Annotated in this window: 24 protein-coding genes; 6 read left to right on the top strand and 18 right to left on the bottom strand. The window is 71.3% G+C overall.

The annotated features are described in order from the left end of the window. Window positions 1-3: 3 nt before the first annotated feature. The 8 genes from SNA_RS33675 to SNA_RS33640 all read right to left on the bottom strand — a co-directional run bounded on the left by SNA_RS33675 (window position 4) and on the right by SNA_RS33640 (window position 6,747). Window positions 4-579 (bottom strand): Uma2 family endonuclease, encoded by a 576-nt coding sequence (locus SNA_RS33675; RefSeq protein WP_030072538.1) that lies wholly within the window; start codon window positions 577-579, stop codon window positions 4-6. Window positions 580-625: 46 nt separating this feature from the next. Beyond that, window positions 626-943: a hypothetical protein gene (locus SNA_RS33670; protein ID WP_030072536.1), complete on the bottom strand. Its 318-nt coding sequence runs from the start codon at window positions 941-943 to the stop codon at window positions 626-628. A 28-nt stretch (window positions 944-971) separates the two neighbouring features. Next, window positions 972-1,688, bottom strand: coding sequence for an ABC transporter ATP-binding protein (locus SNA_RS33665; protein ID WP_044368117.1), 717 nt, complete (start codon window positions 1,686-1,688; stop codon window positions 972-974). Continuing rightward, window positions 1,685-2,209, bottom strand: a complete 525-nt coding sequence (locus SNA_RS33660; protein ID WP_030074023.1) for a PadR family transcriptional regulator — start codon at window positions 2,207-2,209, stop codon at window positions 1,685-1,687. Before SNA_RS33660 ends, SNA_RS33665 begins: the two co-directional genes overlap by 4 nt. A 105-nt stretch (window positions 2,210-2,314) precedes the next feature. Further along, on the bottom strand, window positions 2,315-4,678 hold the full coding sequence (locus SNA_RS33655) for an FtsX-like permease family protein (RefSeq protein ID WP_044368115.1): 2,364 nt from the start codon (window positions 4,676-4,678) through the stop codon (window positions 2,315-2,317). Beyond that, window positions 4,675-5,361, bottom strand: coding sequence for an ABC transporter ATP-binding protein (locus SNA_RS33650; RefSeq protein WP_044368114.1), 687 nt, complete (start codon window positions 5,359-5,361; stop codon window positions 4,675-4,677). Before SNA_RS33650 ends, SNA_RS33655 begins: the two co-directional genes overlap by 4 nt. Window positions 5,362-5,454: 93 nt before the next feature. Next, the gene (locus SNA_RS33645; RefSeq protein WP_044368112.1) at window positions 5,455-5,742 is read right to left on the bottom strand and encodes a type II toxin-antitoxin system antitoxin; all 288 of its coding nucleotides are present in this window, start codon (window positions 5,740-5,742) and stop codon (window positions 5,455-5,457) included. 39 nt (window positions 5,743-5,781) lie between these two features. Beyond that, on the bottom strand, window positions 5,782-6,747 hold the full coding sequence (locus SNA_RS33640) for an SPFH domain-containing protein (RefSeq protein WP_030072354.1): 966 nt from the start codon (window positions 6,745-6,747) through the stop codon (window positions 5,782-5,784). 260 nt (window positions 6,748-7,007) lie between these two features. Here SNA_RS33640 and SNA_RS33635 point away from each other — a divergent pair, with 260 nt between their 5' ends. Continuing rightward, window positions 7,008-9,296, top strand: a complete 2,289-nt coding sequence (locus SNA_RS33635; RefSeq protein ID WP_044368110.1) for a transglycosylase domain-containing protein — start codon at window positions 7,008-7,010, stop codon at window positions 9,294-9,296. Between the two features lie 205 nt (window positions 9,297-9,501). Here SNA_RS33635 and SNA_RS33630 read toward each other — a convergent pair whose 3' ends face one another. The 5 genes from SNA_RS33630 to SNA_RS33610 all read right to left on the bottom strand — a co-directional run bounded on the left by SNA_RS33630 (window position 9,502) and on the right by SNA_RS33610 (window position 17,406). Continuing rightward, on the bottom strand, window positions 9,502-12,045 hold the full coding sequence (locus SNA_RS33630) for an ATP-binding SpoIIE family protein phosphatase (protein ID WP_044368108.1): 2,544 nt from the start codon (window positions 12,043-12,045) through the stop codon (window positions 9,502-9,504). 63 nt (window positions 12,046-12,108) lie between these two features. Beyond that, window positions 12,109-12,792, bottom strand: a complete 684-nt coding sequence (locus SNA_RS33625; protein ID WP_030072364.1) for a class I SAM-dependent DNA methyltransferase — start codon at window positions 12,790-12,792, stop codon at window positions 12,109-12,111. A gap of 181 nt (window positions 12,793-12,973) precedes the next feature. Beyond that, window positions 12,974-13,702, bottom strand: coding sequence for a cytidylyl-2-hydroxypropylphosphonate hydrolase (gene fomD, locus SNA_RS33620; RefSeq protein ID WP_044368107.1), 729 nt, complete (start codon window positions 13,700-13,702; stop codon window positions 12,974-12,976). Window positions 13,703-13,924: 222 nt separating this feature from the next. Further along, a complete protein-coding gene (locus SNA_RS33615; RefSeq protein ID WP_044368105.1) occupies window positions 13,925-15,373 on the bottom strand; it encodes a class II fumarate hydratase in 1,449 nt (482 codons plus the stop codon). Window positions 15,374-15,732: 359 nt separating this feature from the next. Beyond that, window positions 15,733-17,406 (bottom strand): fumarate hydratase, encoded by a 1,674-nt coding sequence (locus tag SNA_RS33610; protein ID WP_030072371.1) that lies wholly within the window; start codon window positions 17,404-17,406, stop codon window positions 15,733-15,735. Between the two features lie 239 nt (window positions 17,407-17,645). Here SNA_RS33610 and SNA_RS33605 point away from each other — a divergent pair, with 239 nt between their 5' ends. Both SNA_RS33605 and SNA_RS33600 read left to right on the top strand, forming a co-directional pair. Continuing rightward, window positions 17,646-18,470, top strand: coding sequence for a DUF1707 SHOCT-like domain-containing protein (locus tag SNA_RS33605; RefSeq protein ID WP_420823541.1), 825 nt, complete (start codon window positions 17,646-17,648; stop codon window positions 18,468-18,470). Between the two features lie 203 nt (window positions 18,471-18,673). Further along, the gene (locus SNA_RS33600; RefSeq protein ID WP_030072375.1) at window positions 18,674-19,036 is read left to right on the top strand and encodes a WhiB family transcriptional regulator; all 363 of its coding nucleotides are present in this window, start codon (window positions 18,674-18,676) and stop codon (window positions 19,034-19,036) included. 174 nt (window positions 19,037-19,210) lie between these two features. On the opposite strand, the gene glpX is transcribed toward SNA_RS33600, so the two are convergent. Next, window positions 19,211-20,242: a class II fructose-bisphosphatase gene (gene glpX, locus SNA_RS33595; RefSeq protein ID WP_030072377.1), complete on the bottom strand. Its 1,032-nt coding sequence runs from the start codon at window positions 20,240-20,242 to the stop codon at window positions 19,211-19,213. Between the two features lie 204 nt (window positions 20,243-20,446). On the opposite strand from glpX, the gene SNA_RS33590 reads away from it, so the two are divergent. Beyond that, a complete protein-coding gene (locus SNA_RS33590) occupies window positions 20,447-20,983 on the top strand; it encodes a DUF4245 domain-containing protein (RefSeq protein WP_030072379.1) in 537 nt (178 codons plus the stop codon). Between the two features lie 133 nt (window positions 20,984-21,116). Here the strand turns inward: SNA_RS33590 and SNA_RS33585 are convergent, their stop codons facing one another. The 4 genes from SNA_RS33585 to SNA_RS33570 form a co-directional block, all read right to left on the bottom strand. Continuing rightward, complete coding sequence (locus tag SNA_RS33585) at window positions 21,117-21,710, bottom strand: malonic semialdehyde reductase (protein WP_030072381.1); 594 nt, start codon at window positions 21,708-21,710, stop codon at window positions 21,117-21,119. 153 nt (window positions 21,711-21,863) lie between these two features. Beyond that, on the bottom strand, window positions 21,864-22,154 hold the full coding sequence (locus SNA_RS33580) for an exodeoxyribonuclease VII small subunit (protein ID WP_044368380.1): 291 nt from the start codon (window positions 22,152-22,154) through the stop codon (window positions 21,864-21,866). 135 nt (window positions 22,155-22,289) lie between these two features. Beyond that, on the bottom strand, window positions 22,290-23,498 hold the full coding sequence (gene xseA, locus SNA_RS33575; protein ID WP_030072385.1) for an exodeoxyribonuclease VII large subunit: 1,209 nt from the start codon (window positions 23,496-23,498) through the stop codon (window positions 22,290-22,292). Between the two features lie 46 nt (window positions 23,499-23,544). Then, the gene (locus tag SNA_RS33570) at window positions 23,545-24,963 is read right to left on the bottom strand and encodes an APC family permease (RefSeq protein ID WP_030072387.1); all 1,419 of its coding nucleotides are present in this window, start codon (window positions 24,961-24,963) and stop codon (window positions 23,545-23,547) included. Window positions 24,964-25,045: 82 nt separating this feature from the next. Here SNA_RS33570 and SNA_RS33565 point away from each other — a divergent pair, with 82 nt between their 5' ends. Both SNA_RS33565 and ppgK read left to right on the top strand, forming a co-directional pair. Then, the gene (locus SNA_RS33565; protein ID WP_078970413.1) at window positions 25,046-26,074 is read left to right on the top strand and encodes a 4-hydroxy-3-methylbut-2-enyl diphosphate reductase; all 1,029 of its coding nucleotides are present in this window, start codon (window positions 25,046-25,048) and stop codon (window positions 26,072-26,074) included. A gap of 75 nt (window positions 26,075-26,149) precedes the next feature. Beyond that, on the top strand, window positions 26,150-26,995 hold the full coding sequence (gene ppgK / locus SNA_RS33560; protein WP_030072391.1) for a polyphosphate--glucose phosphotransferase: 846 nt from the start codon (window positions 26,150-26,152) through the stop codon (window positions 26,993-26,995). Window positions 26,996-27,000 lie beyond the last annotated feature (5 nt).

The raw sequence follows: 27,000 nt of genomic DNA, 5'->3' as shown, positions 1-27,000 counted from the left end.
GAGTCAGAGACGGGCGACTTCGAGAATCGCCGCCACGTCGATTTTGACCTCCGCGCCGATGGAGGCGGGCAGTGTGACGCGCTCGCCAGGGGCGTGGACGCGATGGCTGCGGTACGTGCCGTCGGACGGATCGGTGAGGAGGTGGATGCGGTCGTCGCGGCGGTTGACGATCATGTAGACGGGGATCCGGGCGTCGGCGTACGCGGCGACCTTCGACCGCAGCTCGTTTCCGTAATTGTTCGAGGTCACCTCCAGGACCAGGCGGAAGATCGCCGGGTCGTAGCAGTTGAACTCGACCTCGTGACCCTCGAAGTCGTCGATGACGGAGAGATCGGGGATGGCGAAGTCATACGGGCCGCTGGGCAGCCACACCGCGAGCTTCTGGAGGACGCGCGTCGCCTCATCGTGCAGTCCTGCCTCCGCGAGGAGAAACATGAGGTCGCTGAGTACCTCCGCATGGGCCCCATCCGGTAACGGCGTCACACAGATCTCACCCCCCATCACCTCGAACCGGGCGCCCGGCACCCGCTCCATCAGCCAGTCGACTTCGTCCAACAGGGTTCGTGCAGGGGCGGTCATACCGGGCCAACGAGCCTGCCCCGAAGAGGTGTTGGGCGAGGTGCGGTCACTCCGTCCGCAGGCCGTCGGGGCGCATCATGCGCCACAGTGGCGGCAGGCTCAGTGCCGTGACGAAGAGGAGGTTCTCGCGGGCCTTCTCCCGGCCGTGCCAGGCGCTGGTCAGCGACGGTACGGACGCGCCGAGCAGCAGGACGGCCACGCCCAGGGCGACGCCGAGTGCGGTCAAGGCTGGGGGCACCGCCCAGCGGTAGCTGGGGGAGGATCCAGCCCCGCGCCCGCCGCCGGCCGCGAACCGCATGCCCATGGCCAGGTCCCGGGCCCAGACCGCGGGGCCGCTTCGGGCTCCGTTGGCAGGGGCGTTCATGCGGACGGCCGGCTCATCTCGGTCCCGGTCATCTCAGTCCGGCCAGCATGTCCTTGACCTTGCCGTCGCGGACGACGATCTCGCGGTCGGAGTACGCGGCGACCCGGGACTCGTGGGTGACCAGCACCACCGCGGCGCTGGTGTCGCGGGCGGCGTCGGTCAGCAGGGTCAGTACCCGCTCGCCGTTGAGGGAGTCCAGGGCGCCGGTCGGCTCGTCGGCGAAGATCACCCGCGGGCGGGTGGCGAGCGCGCGGGCGACCGCGATGCGCTGGCCCTGGCCGCCGGAGAGCTCACCGGGCCGCTGACCGGACGCCGCGTCGACCTCCAGCCGCTCCAGCCACTCCCGGGCCTGCCGTTCGGCCTCCTTGCGCTTGGTGCCGTTCAGTCGCAGCGGCAGCGCGACATTCTCCAGCGCGGTCAACTCCGGTACCAGCTGGCCGAATTGGAAGACGAAGCCGAAGTCGGAACGGCGCAGGGCGCTGCGCTGGGCATCGCCGAGCCCGGTCAGCTCGTACGGGCCGTAGCGCACCGTGCCGGAGTCCGGGGCGATGATTCCGGCCAGGCAGTGCAGCAGGGTGGATTTGCCGGAGCCGGACGGGCCCATCACGGCGACCACCTCGCCGGGGTGGATGGAGAAGTCGGCGCCGTCCAGCGCGGGCGTGGGCCCGTACGCCTTGCGCAGCCCCTCCGCCGCGAGCTGGGGGCACCCCCGGCGGTAGCTGGGGGAGGAACCCTCCGGCGTCATGCCGCAACCGTCTCTGCCAGCTTGTCCAGCCGCGCCGCGGTCAGTTCCAGCCAGCGCAGATCGGCGTCGAGGTGGAACAGCGCATGGTCGCAGATCAGCTGGTCGGCGAGGTCGCCGCCGCGTTTGCGCTCGGTCAGCCCGCGCATCAGCCGAAGATGTTCGGCGCGCTGGGTGTCCAGCAGCTCGGCGGCGTTGCGGCCGGTCATCAGGGCCAGGACGACCTTGGTGTAGAGCGTGGACTGGAGATAGGGCTCGGGCTTCTCGGGGCGGGCCAGCCACTGGGCGACGTCGGTGACACCGGCGTCCGTGATGGCGTACCGCTTGCGCTCCGGGCCCGCGCCGGTCTCCACGGCGTCCACCTCGACCAGGCCGTTCTTCAGCAGCCGGGACATCGTGGAGTAGACCTGGCCGTAATGCAGCGGCCGGTCGTGCCCGAAGTGTTCGTCGAAGGCCCGCTTGAGGTCGTAGCCATGGCGGGGGCCGGACTCCAGCAGGCCCAGCAGCGTATGACCGATTGACATGCCGACCACCTTACGTCGTGGTGTATCGCTCGTGTATACGCGGTGCGTATAGCGGCTTTTCGAAGGGCCCCGGGGCCGCCCCCCGTACGGCCCCGGGGCGGCCGCTCACTCCGTACGCAGCCCGTCCGGCCGCATCATCCGCCACAGCGGCGGCAGGCTGAGCGCGGTGACCAGCACGACCAGCGCCGCTCCGGCCGCGACCGGCGGCCAGATGACCGACCAGGTGAGGACGGGCCTGCCCACCAGCCGCAGCAGGACGATCCCCAGCCCGATACCGCCCACCACCGACAGCGCCAGCCCCAGCGCCACCGGGACCGCGGTCTGCCACAGCACCGACCAGGCGAGCGTGGCGCGCCGGGTGCCGAACGCCATCAGGACCGACAGCAGCCGCCGCCGCTCGCGCAGCTGCTCCAGGGTGGAGACCAGCATGCTGGCGGCGATCAGCGCCAGCGTCACGGTGGAGCCGACCAGCAGTCCGGTGCGCACGCTCGCGAACTGGCTGTCGCGCGAGAAGTCCTGCAAGGCGTGGACGTCGGCCATCGGGTCGAGGCGGGCCGCGGTGTTGCGGACGTGTTCCGCCGCGTCGGGGACGCGCGGGTCGACCCGGATCAGAGCACGGGCGCTCGGGTCGGCCAGGGCGGCCGGGTCCAGGGCGCCGGGGGTGGCGAAGATGCCGAAGTCCGGGCGGCCCATGGGGTCCGGGCGGGAGCGGACCTCGCGGGCCGACTCCGGCACGGTCCACGGGCGCGTCCGGCCGGCCGGCTCCCCGGTCGCCGCGTCGATGTGGAACACCACCCGGGCGCCGGGCCGCGCGGAACTCCCGGCGTCGGCGCCCACCACCATGCCGCTGCCCTCCTTGGCGACGAAGACGTCGCCCGCCCGGCAGGGGCCGGTGTGCGCCAGCTCGCGCAGGGCGGCGCAGTCGCCGACGGTGACCGGGGTGGTGGGGATGTGGCCCTCGTCGCGCTGGGATCCGGGCCCGTAGGCCGTACCGTTGATGGTCGCGATCACGCCGCGTACGCCCTGGGTCGCGCGGAACTCCCCGGTCATCCGGCGCAGCGTGGCGACGTCCTTCGCCGGCAGGCTGACGTCCAGCTGTGCCCGGCCGGAGTCCTGGCCGGTCGACCACACGAACTCGCCCTGGACGGCGGCGAAGAACAGCTGGAGGGCGATCGCGCCGGCGACCGCGACGGTGATGCCGCTGACCGCGCGCACGGCCGCGCCGCTGCTCAACTGGAGGCGCCGGGTGGCCAGTTGCCAGGGCACCGGCCCGCCCCGCAGTCGCGCGACGGCCGCCTCGACGAGCCACGGCAGCAGCACGGTGATCCCGATGAGGAACAGCACCGCACCGCCGGTGATCCAGTTCGTGTGCGGCAGCGTGCCGTCGGCCTGCGGTCCGCCGCTGAGCAGCAGCAGCGCCGCCCCGGCGAACGGCAGTGGCAGCCGCCACCACAGCCGGCGCCGCCGCCCCTCGGCGTTCCGTACGACGCCCAGCGGCTCGATCGCGACCCCGCGCAGGGCGACGAAGGTGACCGCGACGGCCAGCACCGGTACGGCCGTCAGCACCAGCGCCGCCAGCGCCGGGACGGGCGTCACATCGGCGGGGAAGGCGTTGATGTCCCAGACGGTGACCAGACCGGCCAGCTGCCGCAGGGCCAGGAACAGCGCCCCGCCCAGCGCCAGCCCGCACAGCGCGCCGAACAGCGCCTCCCCGGCGGCCATCCGGCGGGCCATGGCGCTGTCGGCGCCGACCAGGCGCAGTGCGGCCAGCCGCCGGTCGCGCCGCTCGCCGCCGAACCGTACGGCGGTGGCGATGAAGATGGCCACCGGCATCAGCAGCACCACACACGCCACGATGATCAGCAGAACGAGCAGCGGCGGCATCGGATCGGTCCCGGTGTTCTGGCCGAAGCCGGTGATGCGGTCGCCGGTGTGGCCTGCGGGGAACGCGGTGCGGCCCGCGTAGTACACCAGCTCGCCGGGGCCGCGCAGGCCCGGTGCGCCGATCGTGCCCACCGTCTTGAACGGCAGCCGCTCGCGCAGCAGCGCGCCCTCCGGGGAGCCGAGCAGGTCCTTCAGGGCGGGGGAGACCACCATCTCGCCCGGCCCCGGCACCTCGGCCACACCGGGCGGCCGCGCCGGGGCGGGGCCGTCGGGGCGCAGCGTCAGGCCCGAGATGTGGTCGCCGCGGTAGGTGGTGTCCGTGGCGGTCACGACCAGGGTCCGGGCGGACGGCGCGGGCTGTGCGCTGGAACCCGCCGGCAGCCGGGCGTCCGACCGCTGCTGCCGGTTTTCCATGATGTGCGGAACGGACGCGGCGCCGAGCAGCAGCACCACCCCCAGCCCGACGCCGAGTGCCGTCAGGGCCGTACGGATCCAGCCCTCCCGCCCGCCCCCGGCCGCGAAGCGGACGCCCATGGCCAGGTCCCGTACCCAGGACGCACGGCGTCCGGTGCCGTATGCGCTCATGCCGCCGCCGCCACTTCCCGCGCCACGCCGTCGCGCACCACGACCTCCCGGTCGGAGTACGCCGCGACCCGGGCCTCGTGCGTGACCAGCACCACCGCGGTGCCGCTCGCGCGCGCCGCATCCGTGAGCAGGTCCATCACCCGCTCCCCGTTGAGCGAGTCCAGCGCACCGGTCGGCTCATCGGCGAAGACCACCCGCGGCCGGCTCACCAGCGCCCGCGCCACCGCGACCCGCTGTCCCTGCCCGCCGGACACCTCCCCGGGCCGCTTGCCCGCGACCTCGTCCACCTCCAGCCGCTCCAGCCACTCCTGCGCCTGCCGCTCGGCCTCCGTACGCCTGACGCCGTTCAGCCGCAGCGGCAGCGCGACATTCTCGGCGCAGGTCAACTCCGGTACCAGCTGCCCGAATTGGAAGACGAACCCGAACTCCGCGCGGCGCAGCGCACTGCGTTCGCCGTCCCTCAGCACGGTCAGGTCGCGGCCGTCGTACCGGATGGTCCCGGAATCCGGGCCGATGATCCCGGCGAGACAGTGCAGCAGGGTGGATTTGCCGGAGCCGGACGGGCCCATCACGGCGACCACCTCGCCGGGGTGGATGGAGAAGTCGGCGCCGTCCAGCGCGGGCGTGGGCCCGTACGCCTTGCGCAGCGCGCTCGCTTCGATCAGTGCACCGGGCGGGGTCATACGCGGGCCTCCGGGGGTGCGGGCAGGGGGCGTTCCATGAACATGCCACGCACTCTACACGAGGTGTATACGCATGTTGTATAGATCCGGTGTTCAGCTGTCGCCCGAGGTCTCGGGCGCCCCCGCCGCCCCTTTCGGCGGCCGCCCCCGCCGCGGAATCGCCCCCGCCCCGCGTGGCATCCGTCCCGCGTCCGACAGGGCCTTGCGCAGCAGGAACTCGATCTGGGCGTTGGTGCTGCGCAGGTCGTCGCCGGCCCAGCGGGCCAGGGCGTCGTGGATCAGGGGGTCCAGCCGCAGCAGCACCTGCTTGCGCTGCTGCGGCCGTCGCGGGGCCGGGCGCTCGTCCTGGGGGGCGGGGCCCTCCGGGGTGTCCGCGCTCATAAGAGGCCCTTCGCCGGTTCGGTGCTCACAGGAGGGCCCTCACTGGTAGAGCGAGCCCGTGTTCAGGACCGGCTGGGCGGCACGGTCGCCGCACAGGACCACCATGAGGTTGCTGACCATGGCGGCCTTGCGCTCCTCGTCCAGTTCGACGATGCCCTGCTCGCTGATGCGGACCAGGGCGGACTCGACCATGCCGACCGCGCCCTCGACGATCTGCTGGCGGGCCGCGACGACCGCGCCGGCCTGCTGGCGCTGGAGCATGGCGGAGGCGATCTCGGGGGCGTAGGCGAGGTGGCTGAAGCGGGTCTCGATGATCTGGACGCCGGCGGCGTCGACGCGGGCGGTCAGTTCCACGGCGAGCTTCTCGGTGATCTCCTCGGCGTTGCCGCGCAGCGAGAGGCCGTCCTCGTCGTGGGCGTCATAGGGGTACTCGATCGCGATGTGCCGGACGGCGGCCTCGGTCTGGGTGGCGACGAACTCCAGGAAGTCGTCGACCTCGAAGAGGGCCTGGGCGGTGTCCGCCACTTTCCAGACCACGATCGCGGCGAGCTCGATCGGGTTGCCGTAGGCGTCGTTGACCTTCAGGACGGAGGTCTCGTGGTTGCGCACCCGGGTGGAGATCTTCCGGGCGGAGGTCAGCGGGTTGACCCAGCGCAGACCGTCGGTGCGGATGGTGCCGACGTACCGCCCGAAGAGCTGGATGACCCGGGCCTCGCCGGGCGCGACCATCTTCACGCCGGTCATGAAGAAGAAGGAGCCGATAAGGAGGACGGCGCCGGCGATGGCGAAGGGGGCGGTCAGGGAGCGGTTGTCGCCGGAGCTGAGGGTGCCGCCGACGGCGATCGAGGCGATGCCGAGCCCGACGCCGATCACCGTCAGCAGCAGGGCCAGGCCGCCCGGGATGCTGTGCGCCGCGGTCTCGCGGACCTGGGGCTCGGGCATCTCGGGGGCGTCGGCGGCCGGCTCGGCCTTCGGCGGGACGGGCGGTGTGGAGTGGTCGGACATGGTTCCCCGTTTCCCGACGCGGCGCGTGATGTCCGCCGCATCGCATGATGTCACTGGTCTAGCAAAGTGATAGCAGATTAGCGTGCTGGCCTGCCAGTGCGCCAGGGCGATGACCGAAACCCCCCGCTTGGTTCCCGCACTCCCCGTGCTGTTTGTCACGCCCGGAAAAGCCGGGATCGATGAGCATCTGTTGACAGCTGCGGTGTTAGCTTCAACAGCTGAATGACCTGGGGGCGGAACCGACTGGAGTTGCTGGAGCGATGGGCCGAGCGGATGCGAGGCGGGAGCGGCAGGGGAGCTCCCGCCGGGCCAAGCCGAGTAAGAGAACATCGAAGCAGGACAAGAGCTTCATACGCCGTCTGTTCGGCTGGAAGAAGATCCTCGGGGCCTTCCTCGGGGTGTGCCTGCTGGGCATCCTCGCCTTCATCGGCCTGTACCTGTACGTGCAGATTCCCCAGAAGGGCAATCTCGACGCCAGCAAGCAGGCCAATGTCTTCAAGTACACCGACGGCAAGGTCATCGCCCGCGGCGGCACCGTCAACCGCGAGACCGTGGGCCTCGCCCACATCCCCTTGAAGGTGCAGCGCACCTTCATCGCCGCCGAGAACAAGACCTTCTACCACGACTCCGGCGTCGACCTGTGGGGCACCGCCCGCGGCATCCTCAACACCCTGATGGGCCACGGCAAGCAGGGCGGCTCGACGATCACCCAGCAGTACGTGAAGAACTACTACCTGAGCGACGAGCAGACGGTCAGCCGCAAGCTCCAGGAGATCATCATCTCCCTCAAGGTGGACGACAAGCTCTCCAAGAACCAGATCCTCGAGGGCTACATCAACACCAGCTACTACGGCCGCGGCGCCTACGGCATCCAGGCCGCCGCCCAGGCGTACTACCACAAGGACGCCGACAAGCTGTCCGTCTCCCAGGGCGCCTATCTCGCCTCGCTGCTCCAGGCGCCCAGCCAGTACGACTGGCAGGCGGCGACCCCGACCGGCCGGAAGCTGGTCCAGAACCGCTGGGCCTATGCGCTCGACAACATGGTCGAGATGCACTGGCTCAGCCCGCAGGAGCGCGCACAGCAGAAGTTCGAGAGGCCCAAGCCGCCCAAGCCGCTGGCGGGTGTGACCGGACAGAAGAGCTACATCATCGACGCGGCGAAGAAGGAGCTCTTCGCCCAGGGCGTCGACCCGAAGGAATTCGAGCGCGGCGGCTGGACCGTCACGGTCGGCATCGACCCGGCCAAGCAGAAGGCGCTGGAGCGGTCCGTCAAGCGCAAGCTCACCGACGACCTCGACCCCAAGAGGCGCAAGGTGGACGCGGACGCCCAGCTCGGCGCCGTCTCGGTGGACCCGAAGACCGGCCACGTCCTCGCGATGTACGGCGGCGCGGGCTACCCGAAGCACTACACCGACAACGCCACCCGTGAGGACTACCAGGCGGCCTCCACCTTCAAGCCGCTGATCCTCGCCGCCGCGCTGGACAAGGAGTCCCAGACCCAGGACGGCCTGCCGATCACCCCGAACACGATCTACGACGGCCACAACCGCCGTCCGGTCAAGGGCGGCACCAGCCCCTTCGCACCGCCGAACGAGGACGAGCACGAGTACGGCAATATCTCCGTCCAGACGGCCACCAACAACTCCGTCAACGCCGTCTTCGCGCAGATGGGCGCGGACGTCGGGCTGGACAACGTCAAGGACACCGCGGTCAAGCTCGGCCTGAACGGCAAGCGGATGGACGTCCAGCCCGCCATGACGCTGGGCACCATGGGCGCCAGCCCGCTCCAGATGGCCGGGGCGTACGCGACCCTCGACAACCACGGCATCAAGGTCAACCCGACGCTGGTCGTCAAGGCCACGCACGGCGAGGAGAACTTCCCGCTGCGCAAGCCGATCGGCGAGAAGGTCATCTCCCGGACGACCGCCGACACCGTCACCAAGGTGCTCACGGGCGTGGTCAACGACGGCACCGCCACGCAGGAGGTCAAGAACACCGCGTACAAGGCGGCGGGCAAGACCGGCACCTCCGACGACAACAAGTCGGCCTGGTTCGTGGGCTACACGCCCAAGCTGGTCACCGCGGTCGGCATGTTCGGCGAGTCCCCCCAGGGCGGCGCCCAGGTCACCCTCAAGGGGACCGGTGGCGGCGGCCGGGTCAACGGCGGCACCTACCCGGCGCGGGTGTGGGCGGACTACACCCAGGCCGCGCTGGACGGCAACACCGCAGCGGACTTCGACCTGGTCACCGACTACGGCAACGAGGTGCCGCCGACCCCGACGCCGACGCCGAGCTCCACCCCGTCCGCGACGCCCAGCCCGTCCGGTACGCCGAGCCAGACCCCGTCGCACAGCCCGACCCCGAGCGGCCCGCCGACCCCGACCGGCCGCCCGACGGGCGTGCCCACCGGGCCGACGCCGAGCGGTTCGGGCTTCCCGGACGGCGGCACCACCGGCGGCCCGGGCGGCACCACCGGCGGCAACGACAACGGGACGGGCGGCACCACCCCCAACGACGCCAAGAACGACGGACTGTCGGGCTTCAACTGATCCCCGGCACCCGCCACACGTAGCAGGCACGGCGCCCGGAGCATCCACCGCTCCGGGCGCCGTGCCGTGTCCGGGCGCCGTGCCGTTCCTTCGGCACTCGGCCGCGGTGGGTCACAAGAGGGGACCCCGTCCGGTTCCGGACGGGGTCCCAGGTGAAGCAGATGGCCGTACGGGGCCCGGCTACCGGTCCAGGCACCGTACGGCGTCAGGCGCGAGCGGCCGACGGCATCGACAGCTCGAACCACACCACCTTGCCCATACTCAGCCGGGTTGCGCCCCACCGGCGGGCCATTCGGTTGACGAGGTACAACCCCCGCCCGCCCTCATCGGACGGCCGGGCCTGCCGCAGCCGCGGCAACTGGGGGACATCGTCGCCCACCTCGCAGCGCAGCACATCGGTCCGCAGCAGCCGCAGCGTGATCGGCCGCTCCGCGTACCGCACCGCATTGGTGACCACCTCGCTGACCAGCAGCTCCAGCTGGTCGGTCAGCTCGTCCAGCCCCCAGCGGGCCAGCGCCCGCCGGGCCAGCCGGCGCGCCTGCCCGGCCGTCTGCGCCTTCGGGTCCAGATACCAGTACGCGACATCGCTGGGCGCTATCCCGTCGAACCGCGCGGCCAGCAGCGCGATGTCGTCATCGCGGTCGCCGGGTCCGAGCATGTCCAGCACCTCGTCGCACAGCGGCTCCAGCGGCGGCGGATTGGGGCCGGTCAGCCGGGCCGTCTCGGTCAGCCGCTCCCGCAGCTGCTCGATCCCCGTCCACACGTCCCGGATCCGCGACTCGACCAGACCGTCGGTGTAGAGCACCAGGGTCGCCCCGGCCGGCGCATCCAGCTCCACCGCCTCGAAGTCCACCCCGCCGACGCCGATGGGCGCGCCCGGCGGCACCTTCAGCACCTCCGCACGCCCGCCGCGGTGCAGCATCACCGGCGGCGGATGCCCCGCGTTCGCAATGATGATCCGGTGCGCGACCGGGTCGTAGACCGCGTACAGGCACGTCGCCATGCGGTCCGAGCCCAGCCGCTGCGCCTGCTCGTCGAGATGGTGCAGCACCTCCTGCGGCGGCAGATCCAGCCCGGCGAGGGTCTGCGCGGTCGTCCGCAGCTGGCCCATGATCGCCGCCGAGGTCATCGAATGCCCCATGACATCGCCGACCACCAGCGCCACTCGGCTGCCCGGCAGCGGAATCGCGTCGTACCAGTCGCCGCCCACCCGCGCCGTCTCCGCCGCGGGCAGATAGCGGCTGGCCAGCCGCACGCCCGTCGGCTGCGGCAGCGAGTCGGGCAGCATCGTGCGCTGGAGGGCGTCGGCGATATACGCCTCGCGGCCGTAGAGCACCGCCTTGTCCACGCCCAGCGCGGTGTGCGTCGCCAGCTGCGCCGCCACCAGCAGATCGTCCGGCTCGAACGCGGGCCGGTCCGGGCGGCGCAGGAACACCGCCGCACCGATCACCCGCCGCCGCCCGCGCAGCGGCGCCAGAATCACCCGGTGCCCGGCCGGCAGCCGCGGATCGGGCCCCAGCAGCTCCGGCAGCGCCGTCCGCGCCGCCTGCGCCTCCCCGAACAGCGGCCGCACCCCCCGCAGCACCTCCGCCAGCGGACCGCCCGGACGCACCTCGGCCAGCTCGGCCGCGCTGCCGCCCATCGCGGGCCCCAGGTCCGGCTGCGCGGGCATCACCGGCAGCCGGACGCCGCCGGTGTCCGGCTCCTCCGGAATCCGGTCCGTACGCCGCAGCCGCAGCACCACCGGCCCGGTCGGCCGCTCATCGCCCACCGGCAGCGGATCGCGCAGATACACCAGGATCGCGTCGGCGAACGTCGGCACCGTCGCCCGGCACGGCCCCAGCACGATCTCGTCGAGGTCTATGCCGCGGGCGATCCGCCGCGTCGCCGCCCCGATGAACCGCAGCCGGTCGCCGCCCGCCTGCCGGGCCGCCGCCGCCTCCAGGCTCTCGCCCGGATGCGCCGAGCGGGCCGGGGGAGCGGGCGGCGGCAGAGCCCCGTCCCCCTCCCCGGAGGCGAAACCGACGGTCTCGCCCTCCCGCTGCCGCCCGATGCTGTCGCCGACGGGGCGCGGCTCCTGGCCCGTGCGCGGCTCCTCGCCCGGCTCGGGCGCCTGGGCACGGCCCACCGCGCCCGCTCCCGCCGCCTGCACGGCGCGGGCCGCGGTTGTCTCCTCCGGCACGCCGGCCGGCCGCCCGGCCACGGGCATCGCCACCTCCCTGTACGAATCCGGGTACGCCTCGCCGTATGCACTGCCGTACGGCGAGGCAGCGCCCCGCGCCGCGGCGTGACCGGCCGCGTGGTCAGTCACATGATGACCGGTCAGCCGCCCCGCCGTGTGCTCAGTGGCATAACGTTCCGCATCGCCCGCCGTGTCCCGATCCGCCGGACCGTGATCCGCGTTCGGCTCGTCCTGCGCGCCACCGCACACGCCGCCACCACTCCTGCCGATGCCCGTCACCGTGGCCGCGGCGCAGTCCCCGCCGACGCCCCTGCCCGTGCCGTCCCTGCCGGCGGGCCGTGCGGCCTCCGTACCGGCGTCCATTGCGATGTCGTCCCCGCCGCGCACCGCGAAACCGGCGCCGGGATGCGGCACCAGCAAGGCCGCCGCGGGCTGTTGCAGGCCGCTGCGCGGATCGGGCAGCGCGACCGGCGGCGCCGCCGCGGCCGTCCCCCGGAAAGGGGACGCCGAGGGCGCGGCGGTCCGGTCCGGCCGCCGCGATTCATGGGAGGTGGGGTGCTCCGTCACGCGTGGGATTCCATCCGTCCGGGGCTGCTTACCTGATACCTGACGCGTCACGTATCAGGCGCGTCAGACGCGTCGCAGGTGCAAAAAGAGCTGGATTTCGGGTGGTACGTCCGTACTCGACGGGGCATACGCATAAGCATCCTCCCCGAGGACCTCGAAACCCGCGTCGCCAACGACCCGGCGCAGGTCATCCCGCAGGTATCCCGATACCCGGACCGAGGTGCCCAGGAACGGAATCGTGAAGTCGTCGACATCGCCTTCGACCATCGACAGGGCCAACAGCCCGTCAGACCGTAGGAGATCATGCAGCAGGCCCAGTGCGTAAGGGATTTCGGCACGCGGCAGCATGAGAAGGGAGAAAAAGGCCGCAATTCCGTCGAAGGAACCCGGGCCGCCGAGCCGGCCGCCGCGCAGATCGGCGATGTCCAGCCGGTGGAATTCCGCGTCCGGGACGTTGTCCCGGGCCAGTTTGACCATCGAAGGGGAGAGGTCGATGCCGACGACGCGATGCCCGGCATCGGACAGCTGACGGGCGCTCGGCACCCCCGTACCGCAGCCGACGTCCAGGATCCGCGAACCGGCCGGCAGCGCCCCGGCGAGCCAGGCGCCCGAGGCGAGCTGGCCCTCCTTGTGCGGAAAGGCGTCGTCGTACCGCTCACCGATCATGTCGAACGCCTCGGCCTGGCCCGCCCGGTCCAGTGCTAACCGGTTCAGCCCCTCATATTCGTCGTAGCTTGTCGCGCTCACGACCTTGCCCCTCCTGCGACCGCGGTCAAGTTCGTTTTCCCGTTCTGGAGTTGCGCCTGCAGCCTTGCGGAGGACGATCCTACGGTTGCCGACCCCCGGCACAGCAAGGGGGCTCGGCCCGGCTTCTTCCCGCGCAAGAAAAGGCGGTGTCCTTAAGCGCGTCTTTCCACCTTCGCCCACTTCACTCACCCCGCGTCCCTTTACGTCCGCACGGGCGCAAACGGTCCGCGGGGCGGTCCCAGTTCTCCGGAAGCCGCGGCACCGCCCACCCCGGATCGGGCCGCCAATTCTCCCAGCCGTCGGCGAACGGGCTGCCCCACGCCCCGATCCGGGCGATCGCCGCCCGCCCCGCCGAACGCACCTCGGCCACCTGCGCGTCGCTCATCAGCCCGTCCCGCTGCGCCTGTGCGAACTCGTCCTCGTCCCGCCACTCCCAGTGCCGGTCCGGATAGACGCAGATGTCGAGAAAATGGTCCTGGGAGTCCACCCCGCCGCTCCAACGGTGCCGCGGTTCCTCCAAATTGACGTACCAGTTCTTGAAGTGCCAGTTCCGTTCCCAGAACAGCCACACGGACCAGGGGTCACCCGGGTGCGCCAGCTTCAGCACACCGGTACCGAACCACTGGTCGCGGGAGGTGCGGCGCGCCTTGGTGTAACGGGTCGCCAGCGGCTCGCGGTGCACGGGGGTGCCGTCGGCGAGCACCGGCTTGATCACGGCGGTCCCCGGCGCCATCCACACCGCCAGCAGATCCTCGGTGTCCTGGACGACGGTCACCGGACGGGCGATATGGAAGCGGCGCGGATCGGCGTTGTCCCGGTAGCGCCACAGAATCTGCTCCCCGGCCGTCCACCGCGCCGCCCGCCCCCGTGCCCCCGCGCGAGCCGTCTCGCCTTCCGTCGTCCCCACCATGTCCGCTGTCATGACCAGAGCTTAGGACCACGGCGTGCGGCGCGCCGTGATGTGAGACGCACTGCATGTGACGGATGGGGAGGGCGGGGATGCCGGGGACGGGCGTGCCGAGGGGAGGGTGCCGAGGAGGAGGGGGTTGAGGACGAGGGTGCCGTTACGGGTGCCTCATCCGCAGGACGAGGGCGCCGTTACGGGTGCGTCATCGGCAGGACGAGGGTGCCGCTACGGGTGCGTCATCCGCAGCACATCCAGCGCCGCATCCAACTGCTCCTCGCTCAGCACCCCGCGCTCCACATACCCCTCCTCGATCACCACCTGGCGAATCGTCTTCCGCTCGGCGAGGGACTTCTTCGCGACCTTCGCCGCCTCCTCGTAGCCGAGGTACTTGTTGAGCGGTGTGACCACCGACGGCGACGACTCCGCATACTCCCGGGCCCGTTCCGTATGGGCCGTGATCCCGTCCACCGTCCGGTCCGCGAGCAGCCGCGCCACATTCGCCACCAGCCGCACCGACTCCAGTACATTCCGAGCCATCACCGGAAGCATCACATTCAGCTCGAAATTGCCGGCCGCACCCGCCGCCGCCACCGTCGCGTCATTGCCGGTGACCTGTGCCGCAACCATCAAGACCGCCTCGGGAATCACCGGATTCACCTTCCCCGGCATGATCGACGACCCCGGCTGCAAATCCGGCAGCGCAATCTCCGCCAGCCCCGTCCGCGGACCCGACGCCATCCACCGCAGATCGTTGGCGATTTTCGTCAGCCCGACCCCGATGGTCCGCAGCTGCCCGCTGATCTCGACGATGCCGTCCCGGGCCCCCTGCGCCTCGAAGTGATTACGCGCCTCGGTCAACGGAAGTCCCGTGGCCAGCGCCACCTCCGCAAGCACCGCGACCGGGAATCCCGGCGGGGTGTTGATCCCCGTCCCTACCGCCGTACCGCCCAGCGGCAGCTCCGCCAGCCGCGGCACGGACGCCCGCAGCCGCTCGACCCCGTACCGGACCTGCGCCGCATACCCCCCGAATTCCTGCCCCAGCGTGACCGGCGTGGCATCCATCAAATGCGTCCGGCCCGCCTTCACCACCTTCTCGAACTCCACCGATTTGCGCTCCAGCGCCACCGCCAGATGCTCCAGCGCCGGAATCAGATCGCGCAGCACGGCCGCCGTCGCCGCAATATGAATCGACGACGGAAACACATCGTTCGACGACTGACTGGCATTGACGTGATCGTTGGGATGCACTTCCCGGCCGCCGCCCAGCCGTTCGGTCGCCAGCGTCGCAATGACCTCGTTGGCGTTCATGTTGGACGACGTCCCCGACCCGGTCTGGAACACATCGACGGGGAAATGCGCATCCCAGCGCCCCGCCGCCACCTCCGCGGCCGCCTCCTGAATGGCCGTCGCGATGTCCCCGTCGAGCACCCCCAGCTCGGCATTCACCTTCGCCGCCGCCGCCTTGATCCGCGCCAGCGCCTCGATGTGCGCCCGCTCCAGCCGCTGCCCCGAAATCGGGAAGTTCTCCACCGCCCGCTGCGTCTGCGCCCGCCATTTCGCCCGCGCGGGCACCCGGACCTCCCCCATGGAGTCGTGCTCGATACGGAACCCCTCGGCCTCGCCGAACGCGTCGCTCCCGCCGCCGAACCCGTCGTGTGCGCTGTTTTCGCTCATACCTGTTTCAGTACCCGAGCCCGCGATTCTGTTCCCGGATACGGGCATCGGCTCGCCGATCGGCGTACGTACGGGTGAGGGCCCGGCTCCGGGGCGGAGCCGGGCCCTCGGGCGTCACCGGTCAGCGGCAGCGCCGTACGTCGGCCGGAGCTCAGGCCCTCTTGCACTTGTGGTAATCCTCCTTGAGCGCCTCGGCCTGCCGGTACTCCTTCTGCACTATCGTCCGGTACATGGCGATCTTCGTCTGGTCCGGGTTTCCCGGCCTGACGTCATGCCGGATGACGGGCCGTCATATGCGAACGGCCACCGCCCGCTTGATGCGAGAGGTGGCCGTTCGCCCTGCGGACGAGTGCCGCGGGTCAGTTCGCGTTACGCACCGGAATGCTCGTGAACGTAGGCGCCGGCGCCGGGTCCTGGAAGAAGTCGTTGCCCTTGTCGTCGACGACGATGAAGGCCGGGAAGTCCTCGACCTCGATCTTCCAGACGGCCTCCATGCCGAGCTCCTCGTACTCCAGGACCTCGACCTTCTTGATGCAGTCCTGGGCCAGGCGGGCGGCCGGGCCGCCGATGGAGCCCAGGTAGAAGCCGCCGTGCGCGGCGCAGGCGTCGGTGACCTGCTGGGAGCGGTTGCCCTTGGCCAGCATGATCTTGGAGCCGCCGGCCGCCTGGAACTGCTCGACGTAGGCGTCCATCCGGCCCGCGGTGGTCGGGCCGAACGAGCCGGAGGCGTAGCCCTCGGGGGTCTTGGCCGGGCCCGCGTAGTACACCGGGTGGTTCTTGAGGTACTCCGGCATCTCCTCGCCCGCGTCCAGCCGCTCCTTGATCTTCGCGTGCGCGATGTCGCGGGCGACGACCAGCGTGCCGGTCAGGGAGAGCCGGGTCTTGACCGGGTGCTGGGTCAGCTCGGCGAGGACGTCGGCCATGGGGCGGTTGAGGTCGATGCGTACGGCATCGAGATCGGCGCCCGCGCCCTCGGTCAGCTCCTCGTCCGTCGTCTCCGGCAGGAAGCGCGCCGGGTCGGTCTCCAGCTGCTCCAGGAAGACGCCCTCGGCGGTGATCTTCGCGACGGCCTGGCGGTCGGCGGAGCAGGAGACGGCGATGGCGACAGGGCAGGACGCGCCGTGGCGGGGGAGGCGGACGACGCGGACGTCGTGGCAGAAGTACTTGCCGCCGAACTGCGCGCCGATGCCGATCTTCTGCGTCAGCTCGAAGACCTTCTCCTCCAGCTCCTTGTCACGGAAGCCGTGGCCGGTCGGCGAGCCCTCGGCCGGCAGCTCGTCCAGGTAGTGCGCGGAGGCGTACTTGGCGGTCTTGAGGGCGTACTCGGCCGAGGTGCCGCCGACGACGATCGCGAGGTGGTACGGCGGGCAGGCCGCCGTGCCCAGCGAGCGGATCTTCTGCTCCAGGAACTTCATCATGGAGGTCTCGTTGAGGACCGCCTTGGTTTCCTGGAAGAGGAAGGACTTGTTGGCCGAGCCGCCGCCCTTGGCCATGAAGAGGAACTTGTACGCATCCCCGTCATTCGCGTAGAGCTCGATCTGCGCGGGGAGGTTGGAGCCCGTGTTCTTCTCGTCCCACATGGTCAGCGGGGCCATCTGCGAATACCGCAGATTCAGCTCCGTGTACGCGTCGTAGATGCCGCGCGAAAGGGCCTCCTCGTCCCGCCCCTGCGTCAGCACGTTCTGTCCGCGCTTGCCCATCACGATCGCCGTGCCGGTGTCCTGGCACATCGGCAGCACGCCCGCCGCGGCGATATTGGCGTTCTTGAGCAGATCGAGCGCGACGAAGCGGTCGTTGGCGCTGGCCTCGGGGTCGTCCAGGATCTTGCGGAGCTGAGCGAGGTGCGCCGGGCGCAGATAGTGCGAAATGTCGTGCATCGCCTCGGCGGCCAGCTTGCGCAGCGCCTCCGGCTCGACCTTGAGGAACGTCCGGCCGTCGGCCTCGAAGGTGCTCACACCCTCCGAAGTGACCAGGCGGTAGGGGGTGTGGTCCTCGCCGGTGGGCAGCAGGTCGGTATAGGCGAATTCCGGCATTTCGAGATAATTCCTTACTCGGAGGGGTCCGGCTGGCATCTACGGCAGCGCCCCAACAGCGTAGAACCCCGACGCACGGGGGTGGTTGTGAGGTAGGGCTCAGTAGCCGCCGGGCGGCTCCGTTCGAATTGCGCAAAAGGTAGTCGCGATCTATCGCGTTTCGCTACGCTGCACAGGTGGACGCACAGGATGACGCAGCAGCAGACGACAGGGGCTCACGGCCCGCCGAGCCGGTGAAGCTGACCAAGCCCGCCCCGGCGGCCAAGCCTGCCCCCGCCCCGACCGCCGACGCGGACATCCGGGCCTCCGACGCGGACCGCGACCGGGTCGCGGCGATCCTGCGCGAGGCGCTGGCCGAGGGCCGGCTGGACCCGGAGGAGCACGCCGAGCGGATCGACGTGGTCTACCGGGCCAAGACCATGGGCGAGCTGGAGCCCGTACTGCGGGATCTGCCCGCCCCGGCCGACGGCGCCCGTACGACGCCTTCGGCCGGGGCGTACGAATACGGGCCCGCCGCCCCCATACCGGACCAGAACCTGGTGGCGATCTTCAGCGCCTCGACCCGCAAGGGGCGGTGGCGGGTTCCCGCGCGGATCAACGCCGTCGCGATCTTCGGCAGCGTGGAGATCGATCTGACCGAGGCGGTCTTTCCGCAGCAGCAGGTGACCATCAATGCCACCTCCCTCCTCGGCAGCGTGGAGATCCGCGTTCCGGAGAATGTGACGTTGCGCAGCAGCGGCTCCGGCGTGCTGGGCGCCTTCGAGATCGAGACGCACGAGGCGGACGACGACAACGCCCCGCAGGTGCAGGTCAACGGCTATGCGGTGCTGGGAAGCGTGGAGGCCAAGCCGAAGCGGGGCGCCTGGATCCGGGATCTGCGCGACCGGCTGCGCGAGGACCGGCTGGACCGGCACGAGCGGCCCTCGGGCGAGCGGCGCGAGAAGTATGAGCGGCACATCGAGGAGCGGCTGGAGCGGCACGGCCGGATGCTGGAGGAGCGGCTGGAGCGTCATGAGCGGCGGCGGGCCGAACGGCGCGAGCGCCGGGAGGGCCGGTTCCGCTAGGCCCCTCCGATGGGCCGGCGCGGGCCCGCGAACCCGTGTTGTGCTTTTCTGCTTTCCGCACGATCGCCACGGTGTGCATAAGAGTGCGTACAGCGGGTAGGGCTGGTGCATCGTCTCTCGTACGGCTGCGGGGTGCGAAAAGCCGTGCGCAGCGAGGCGGGCAAGGGTGAATTCTTCGCCGAAGCCGTCGTCAGGAGTAGACCGTGCTGCTACCGCATCAGCCCCTGCAGGATGCCGTTGTCGTTCCGCCTCAGCGAGTGCCCGATGCTCGCGACGAGGCCGGTCCCTGGCATTCGGAGGCGGTGTGCCGCCGGGATGAAGCCGGGCTGTTCTTCGCCCCGTCCAAGGAGCCGACCGCCGCGCGGCTGGCCAGGGAGGAAGCCGCGAAGCGGGTCTGCGCCCGCTGTCCCGTGATGGTCGAGTGCCGGGAGCACGCACTGCTCCAGCCGGAGCCGTACGGCGTCTGGGGCGGGCTGACGGCCGCCGAGCGACGGGTCGTCCTGGCCCGCCGTCGGCGCCGCGAAGCCGATCTCCAGCGCGCGGCCCGGATGCCGGCGGCGGGCTGAGCCCGCGGCAGACGCGACCGGCACGGGATGAGCGGCTTCGGCTCGTAGGCACCGCCCCGTACGCGTACCCGCAACGCCCGCACCAACCGCAACACCCTGGTATCCGTACGCACTTCGCCCCCGCCGGAGGATCTTTCGGGACCTCCGGCGGGGGCGAAGCGTTGGTGCAGGGCGCTAGCTGGGGCGCTCGAAGTCGACCGAGCTGTACGCGCGCAGCTTCGCCAGGCGGTGCTGGGAGTCGATCTGGCGGATGGTGCCGGACTTGGAGCGCATCACCAGGGACTGGGTGTAGGCGGTCTCGGCGCGGTAGCGGACGCCGCGCAGCAGCTCGCCGTCGGTGATGCCGGTGGCGACGAAGAAGACGTTGTCGCCGCGGACCAGGTCGTCGATGTGGAGGACCTTGTCGAGGTCGTGGCCGGCGTCGAGCGCGCGCTGGCGCTCCTCGTCGTCCTTGGGCCACAGCTTGCCCTGGAAGGAGCCGCCCAGACACTTCAGCGCGCAGGCCGCGATGATGCCCTCGGGCGTACCGCCGATGCCGAGCAGCAGATCGACGCCGGTGCCCTCGCGGGCCGCCATGATCGCGCCGGCGACGTCGCCGTCGGCGATGAACTTGATCCGGGCGCCGGCCTCGCGGACCTCCTTGACCAGGCCGTCGTGGCGGGGCCGGTCCAGGATGACGACGGTGACGTCCTCCACCGCGGACTTCTTCGCCTTGGCGATCCGCTTGATGTTCACCGCCACCGGGGCCGTGATGTCGACGAAGTCCGCCGCCTCAGGGCCGGTGGCGAGCTTGTCCATGTAGAAGACCGCGGACGGATCGAACATCGAGCCGCGCTCGGCGACCGCCATCACGGAGACCGCGTTGGCCATGCCCTTGGCGGTCAGCGTCGTCCCGTCCACCGGGTCCACGGCCACATCGCACTCCGGGCCGGTGCCGTCGCCGACGCGCTCGCCGTTGTAGAGCATCGGGGCGTTGTCCTTCTCGCCCTCCCCGATGACCACGACGCCGTTCATCGAGACGGTGTGGATCAGGGCGCGCATGGCCTTGACCGCCGCGCCGTCCGCGCCGTTCTTGTCACCTCGGCCCACCCAGCGGCCCGACGCCATGGCACCGGCCTCGGTGACCCGGACGAGCTCCAGGGCGAGGTTGCGGTCCGGGGCCTCGGGGCTGACCTCGAGTTGGGACGGGAGATGATGCTCGGTCATCGAGCGCACCTTTCTGTACGGCGACGGCCGTGAAGGATGAGGGTGATACCGACCTTATCCGTAGGTCGCCAAAATGAGCAGAGGGCCCTACGCATGAGCAGCGTCAAGAGCGCCCGCCGTGCCGTGTTTGCGCTGGTCGTGGCCGAGACCGGGGGGCCTGTCCGGATCGTTTCGGCCATGGGGGACCATAGGGAGGTGGCAGGTATGCGAGGCAGGCAAACGGTGCGGGACATGATCCTGTCGCTGGCGGTGATCGGCGTCGTGGTCGCGGCGGTGTATTTCTTCATTCCGCACGACGACAGCCAGACCGCTCAGCAGAACGCGGTCAAGACGGTCGACTACCGGGTCGAGGTCGCCACCGCCCGGCGGGCCGCGCCCTACGCGGTCGCCGCTCCCGAGGGTCTGCCGAAGACCTGGCGCGCCACCTCGGTCTCGTACCGCGCGAGCGAGGACGGCAAGGGCGGCGCCTGGCATCTGGGCATGCTGGACCCGGAGCGGCAGTACGCGTCCATCGAGCAGAGCGATGCGCCGGCCCGCAAGTTCATCCAGGACGTCACGCTGGGCGCCGGCAAGGTCCAGGGCGAGCAGGCCGTCGGCAGCAAGAAGTGGGACCGGTACCAGGGGGACACCTACCGCGCCCTGGTACGCACGGAGCCCGGTGTGACCACGGTGATCACGGGGACCGCGCCGTACGGGCGGCTGGCGGATCTGGCCGCCGCCCTGGTGGCGAAGAAGGGCTGAGCGCCTGCGGGGCGGGGTCGAGAGGCCGCCCGTAACGCCGAGGCCGTGACGACGAGCGCGTAACGACGAGCGTAACGACGAGGCCGCCGCACCGGGAGGGCGCGGCGGCCTCGTCGTCGGCCGGGTGCCCGGCTCAGACCGTGGTGGCGGCCTCGTCGAAGGCCAGGCGCGGGGAGCGCGGGTAGAAGGCGTCCGGGCCCGGCTTGCCGACGTTGACGACCAGGAAGGACTTCTGCTTGCCGTCGCCGAAGAACTCCTTGTCGACGCCGGTGAAGTCGAAGCCGGTCATCGGGCCGGCGGCCAGCCCGGCGGCGCGGATGCCGACGATGAGGTAACCGGCCTGGAGGGTGGCGTTCTGCGTGCCTGCGGCCTCGCGGGCGGCGGCCTCGGAGAAGAAGGCGTCCTTGACCCCGGGCATGGCCGGGAAGAGGTGCGGAAGCTTCTCGTGGAAGTCCAGGTCGACGGAGAGGACCAGGGTCAGCGGCGCGCTCAGCGTCTTGGGGCCGTTGGCGCCCATGGCGTGGGTGACCAGGCGCCGACGGGCCTCCTCGGAACGGACCAGGGTGATCCGCAGCGGCGACTGGTTGAAGGCGGTCGGGGCGTACTTCACCAGGTCGTAGATCGCCTGGACCTGCTCGTCGGTGACCGGCTCGTCCGTGAACGTATTGGCGGTCCGGGCCTCGCGGAACAGGAGGTCCTGAGCGGCGGCGTCAAGGGCGAGAGTCATAAGGGCACCTCGGTGGGGTCGGCTGGGTTTTCAGGTCAACGGATACCACTGTAAAGGAGATATGTTAACTTTCAACTAAATTCGTGGAGGTTGTGACGGGGTTCACATGGCGTCGCTTGACGGGCTCGCGCGGAACGTGGCGCCGGTCCCGCCTCAGGACTCCCCGGACTCCTCCGCCAGCGCCGCGTCCAGCCGGGCCCGCGCACCCTCCAGCCAGTGGCGGCAGACCTTGGCCAGCTCCTCGCCGCGCTCCCACAGCGCCAGCGACTCCTCCAGCGTGGTGCCGCCCGCCTCCAGGCTGCGGACGACCTCGATCAGCTCGTCCCGCGCCTGCTCGTAGCCGAGGACGGACGCCACCTCGGGCTCGGCCGCCGCCCCCTGCCCGGCGTCCGTCGCGCCGTCCGCCGCCTCGCCCGTGCTGCCGCCGGTGATGTCGTCCGTCATGTCCTCGGTTTTCGCCTTCGCCATGTCTTCCTCGTCTCCCACCCTATGAGTCGGTCTGCCGCACCGGGCCGGTGCGAGCGGTGCCTGCGGTACGTGTGCTGTGCGGTACGTGTGCCGGGCGGTGCCGGGCCCGCGCTACGCCTCCACCCGGACCCCGAAGTCGCCCTCGGCCACCCGGGCCCGCAGCGCCTCGTCCGCGGCCACTTCGTCCGGTGAGCGCACGGCCGTCCCGTCGGCCCTCTGGAGCACCGCATAGCCGCGCTCCAGCGTCGCCTTGGGGGAGAGCGCGACCACCCGGGCCAGGGTGTGCGTCAGCTCCGAGTCGGCGCGGTCCAGCAGATGGCCGAGGGTGCGCCGGCCGCGCTCCAGGAGGGCGGTGATCTGCTCCTCGCGCTCCTCCACCATGCGGTGCGGCCGCTCTATACAGGGCCGGTGCAGCGCCGCCGCCAGCCCCCGCTCCTCCCGTTCGACGAAGCCGCTGACCGCGCGATAGGCGCGCTGCCGCAGCTGACGGACCCGGGTCAGCTCCTCGCCCACGTCCGGGACGACCTTCTTCGCCGCGTCCGTGGGAGTGGAGGCCCGCAGATCGGCGACCAGATCCAGCAGCGGGCTGTCCGGCTCATGGCCGATGGCGGAGACGACCGGGGTGCGGGCCGCGCTCACGGCCCGTACGAGCTGCTCGTCGGAGAACGGCAGCAGATCCTCCACGCTGCCGCCGCCCCGCGCCACGATGATCACGTCCACCTCGGGCAGCGCATCGAGCTCCTGGACCGCCTCGATCACCTTCGGCACGGCATGCACCCCCTGGACGGGGACGTTGCGCACCTCGAAGCGGACGGCGGGCCAGCGGTGCCGGGCGTTCTCCAGGACGTCGCGCTCGGCGGCGCTGGCCCGGCCGCAGACCAGCCCGATCAGCTGCGGGAGGAAGGGCAGCGGCCGCTTGCGGTCGGCCGCGAACAGGCCCTCCGCGGCCAGCGACTTCTTCAACTGCTCCAGCCGGGCGAGGAGTTCACCCACCCCCACCGGTCTGATCTCGGCGGCCCGCAGCGACAGCTGGCCCCGCGGCGCGTACCACTCCGGTTTGGCGTGCACCACCACCCGGGCGCCCTCGCTGATGACGTCGGCCACCTTGTCGAAGACCTGGCGGTAGCACGTCACGCTCAGCGAGATGTCGTACGAGGGGTCGCGCAGCGTCAGGAACACCACCCCCGCGCCGGGCCGCCGCGAGAGCTGGGTGATCTGACCCTCGACCCAGACGGCGCCGAGGCGGTCGATCCACCCGCCGATGAGCCGGGAGACCTCGCCGACGGGGATCGGCGCTTCCGCAGACGTTGAGACAGCCATACGAGCGAGAGTAGCGGCGGCCACTGACAGTGACCCCCGCCCGCGGTCACCGCGGCCCGTCCCGCCCGTCAGTCCCGGCGTCCGCCCGCCGCCGGGCCCCGTACCGCACCGCAAGCACCACCAGCCCCACCGCCAGCCACACCCCGCCCACGATCTGCGCCGTCGCCGATGCCTCGACGATCACCGCGAGCACCACCGCCAGGCCCAGCAGCGGCACCACCACATGCCGCAGCACGCTCGGCGTCCCCGCCCGCCCCCGCACCGCGAACCAGCCGATCACCGACGCGTGCAGCAGCGCGAACGCGGTCAGCGCGCCCACGTTCACGATCGAGGACAGCTGGTCGAGCCCGTCGGCCCGGCGCGCCGCCCACACCGCCGCCACCAGCGTCACCTGGGCCGCCCCGAGCAGCGCCCGGCGCGGCACCCCGCTGCCCGTGTCCACCTTCGACATCGCCCCCGGCAGCCGCCGGTCCCGTGCCATCGCGAACAGCAGCCGGCCCGCCGCGGCCTGTCCCGCCAGCGCCGCGAACGCCGCACCGACCGCCTTGCTCACCGCCACCAGATCGTGCAGCCAGCCGCCGACCGCCGCATCGACCGTGGCGTAGAAGGCCGCGCCCTGCTCACCGGGCCTCGCCGCCAGCCCGGCGGCGGACATCGGAGCCAGCAGCGCCGCCAGATACGTCTGGACGGCGAACAGCACCCCCGCCACCACCAGGCACGCGAGCACCGCCCGCGCCACCCGTTTCGGGCCTCCGGCGGCCTCCTCCGCGAACGACGCGATCGCATCGAAGCCCAGATAGGACAGCACCGCCACGGACACCGCCGACAGCACCGCGGTCACCGAGAACCCGTCCTCGCCCGTGAGTGGCACCGCCCAGCCGCGCTGCGCACCGTGCACGGCCAGCTCCACCACGGCCGCCCCCACGAACACCGCCAGCACCGCGATCTCCAGCGCCAGCACCGCGAACCCGACCACCGCCGCGACCCGTACCCCCCACAGGTTCAGCAGCGTCGTCACGGCCACCGCCAGCGCCGTCCACGCCCACTGGGGCACCGCCGGCACCAGGGCATGCATCGCGATCCCGGAGAAGAGATACGCCACCGCCGGGATCAGCAGATAGTCCAGCATCGCCATCCACCCGGCGACGAACCCCGCGCCCTCGCCCAGCCCCACCCGGGCGTACGTATAGACCGATCCGGCCCGCGGCGCGACCTGCACCATCTGCGCGTACGAGTACGCGGTGAACGCCATCGCGACGGTGGCCACCAGATAGACGGCGGTGATCGCACCGTGCGAGGCGGCCTGGAGCGTGCCGAAGATCCCCACCGGCGCCATCGGGGCGATGAACAGCAGCCCGTAGACGATCAGATCCCGGAACGTCAGCGTCCGCCGCAGGCCCCCGCCCGCGGCGCCGGTGCTCCCGCCCGCCTCATCGCCCGTGGTGAGGCCGATCGCGCCCGGCATCCGTCCTCCTTCGTACGTCCTTGCCCAGTGTGGGCCCCCGGGGCGATCGGACGTCGGCGGCGCACGCCCTACGATGGTCAGCATGACTTCTCGCCCGTCGCCCGCCGCCGCCCCAAGTGGAGACGCTTCGCGTCGCAGTGACAACCGCCGCAAAGTTCTGCTCGCCGCCCCCCGTGGCTACTGCGCGGGCGTGGACCGTGCCGTGATCGCCGTCGAGAAGGCCCTCGAGCAGTACGGCGCGCCCGTCTACGTACGCCACGAGATCGTCCACAACAAGTACGTCGTCAAGACCCTGGAGAAGAAGGGCGCGATCTTCGTCGACGAGACGGAGGAGGTGCCCGAGGGAAACATCGTCATCTTCTCCGCGCACGGCGTCGCGCCCGTCGTCCACGAAGAGGCCGCCCGCGGCAAGCTCGCCACCATCGACGCCACCTGCCCGCTGGTCACCAAGGTCCACAAGGAAGCCGTCCGGTTCGCCAACGAGGACTACGACATCCTCCTGATCGGCCACGAGGGCCACGAGGAAGTCATCGGCACCAGCGGCGAGGCGCCCGAGCACATCACGCTGGTCGACGGCCCCGAGGACGTCGCCAACGTCGAGGTCCGTGACCCGGACAAGGTCGTCTGGCTCTCCCAGACCACCCTCTCCGTGGACGAGACCATGGAGACCGTCGACGCCCTCAAGGGCCGCTTCCCCAACCTGCTCTCCCCGCCCAGCGACGACATCTGCTACGCCACCCAGAACCGCCAGATCGCGGTCAAGCAGATGGGCGCCGAGGCCGACCTCGTCATCGTCGTCGGCTCCAAGAACTCCTCGAACTCCGTCCGCCTGGTCGAGGTGGCGCTGGGCGCCGGCGCCCGCGCCGCGCACCTGGTCGACTACGCCGAGGAGATCGACGAGGCGTGGCTGGACGGCGTGAGCACGGTCGGCGTCACCTCCGGCGCCTCCGTCCCCGAGATCCTCGTCCACGGCGTCCTGGACTGGCTCGCCCAGCGCGGCTACGAGGACGTCGAGACGGTCAAGGCCGCCGAGGAGTCCATCGCCTTCTCGCTGCCCAAGGAGCTGCGCCGCGATCTGCGGGCCGAGGCGAAGGCCGCCACCGAGGGCTGAGCGCCCCGGGACCGGCACCGGAGCCCGTAGCCGATTCGAGGGGTGGGCGGCCGTCCGCGCGCCTAGCCTTTTCCCATGAGGGTCTTCGGTGTGGACATCGGCGGATCGGGCATCAAGGGTGCCCCGGTGGATCTCGGACGCGGCGATCTGGCCGCCGAGCGCTACAAGGTACTGACCCCGCATCCGGCCACCCCGGAGGCGGTCGCGGACTGCGTCCAGCAGGTCGTCGACCACTTCGGCTGGTCGGGCCCGGTCGGCGCGACCTTCCCCGGTGTGGTCACCGGCGGCACGACCCGTACCGCCGCCAATGTCGACAAGGGCTGGATCGGCCTGGACGCCGCCGCCCTGCTCACCGGCCGCCTGGGCGCCGGCCGCCCGGTCACCCTCCTCAACGACGCGGACGCGGCCGGCCTGGCCGAAATGCGCTACGGCGCCGGACGCGGCCGGAGCAACGGCACGGTCATCGTCCTCACCCTCGGCACCGGCATCGGCAGCGCCGTCTTCACCGGCGGCCGGCTTCTCGCCAACACCGAGCTCGGCCATCTGGAGCTGCACGGCCACGAGGCCGAGAAACGCGCCTCGACCAAGGCCAAGGAAGACCAGGAACTGAGCTGGGAGCGCTGGGCGCGCCGGGTGCAGAAGTACCTCGCCCATCTGGAGATGCTGTTCTCGCCCGAGCTGTTCGTGATCGGCGGCGGGGTGAGCCGTAAGGCGGAGAAATTCCTGCCGCTGATCGAGGGCATCAAGGCCGAGATCGCGCCGGCCCTGCTTCAGAACAATGCGGGGATTGTGGGCGCCGCGATGGCTGCCCATGCCGGTCGGGCTGCGGTGCCACCTCGCGCGGACGGTGCCCCTTCCCCCGCCCCACCGGCCCGGACGGCAGTGGACTCACCGGTCGGCTGGCCCGACGCTGCGCGATGAGCATC

Origin of the sequence: Streptomyces natalensis ATCC 27448, from assembly GCF_000935125.1 — a bacterium.
Classification (GTDB): domain Bacteria; phylum Actinomycetota; class Actinomycetes; order Streptomycetales; family Streptomycetaceae; genus Streptomyces; species Streptomyces natalensis.
The sequence above is the reverse complement of the archived record's forward strand: the minus strand, read 5'-3'. Positions and strand labels throughout refer to the sequence as shown.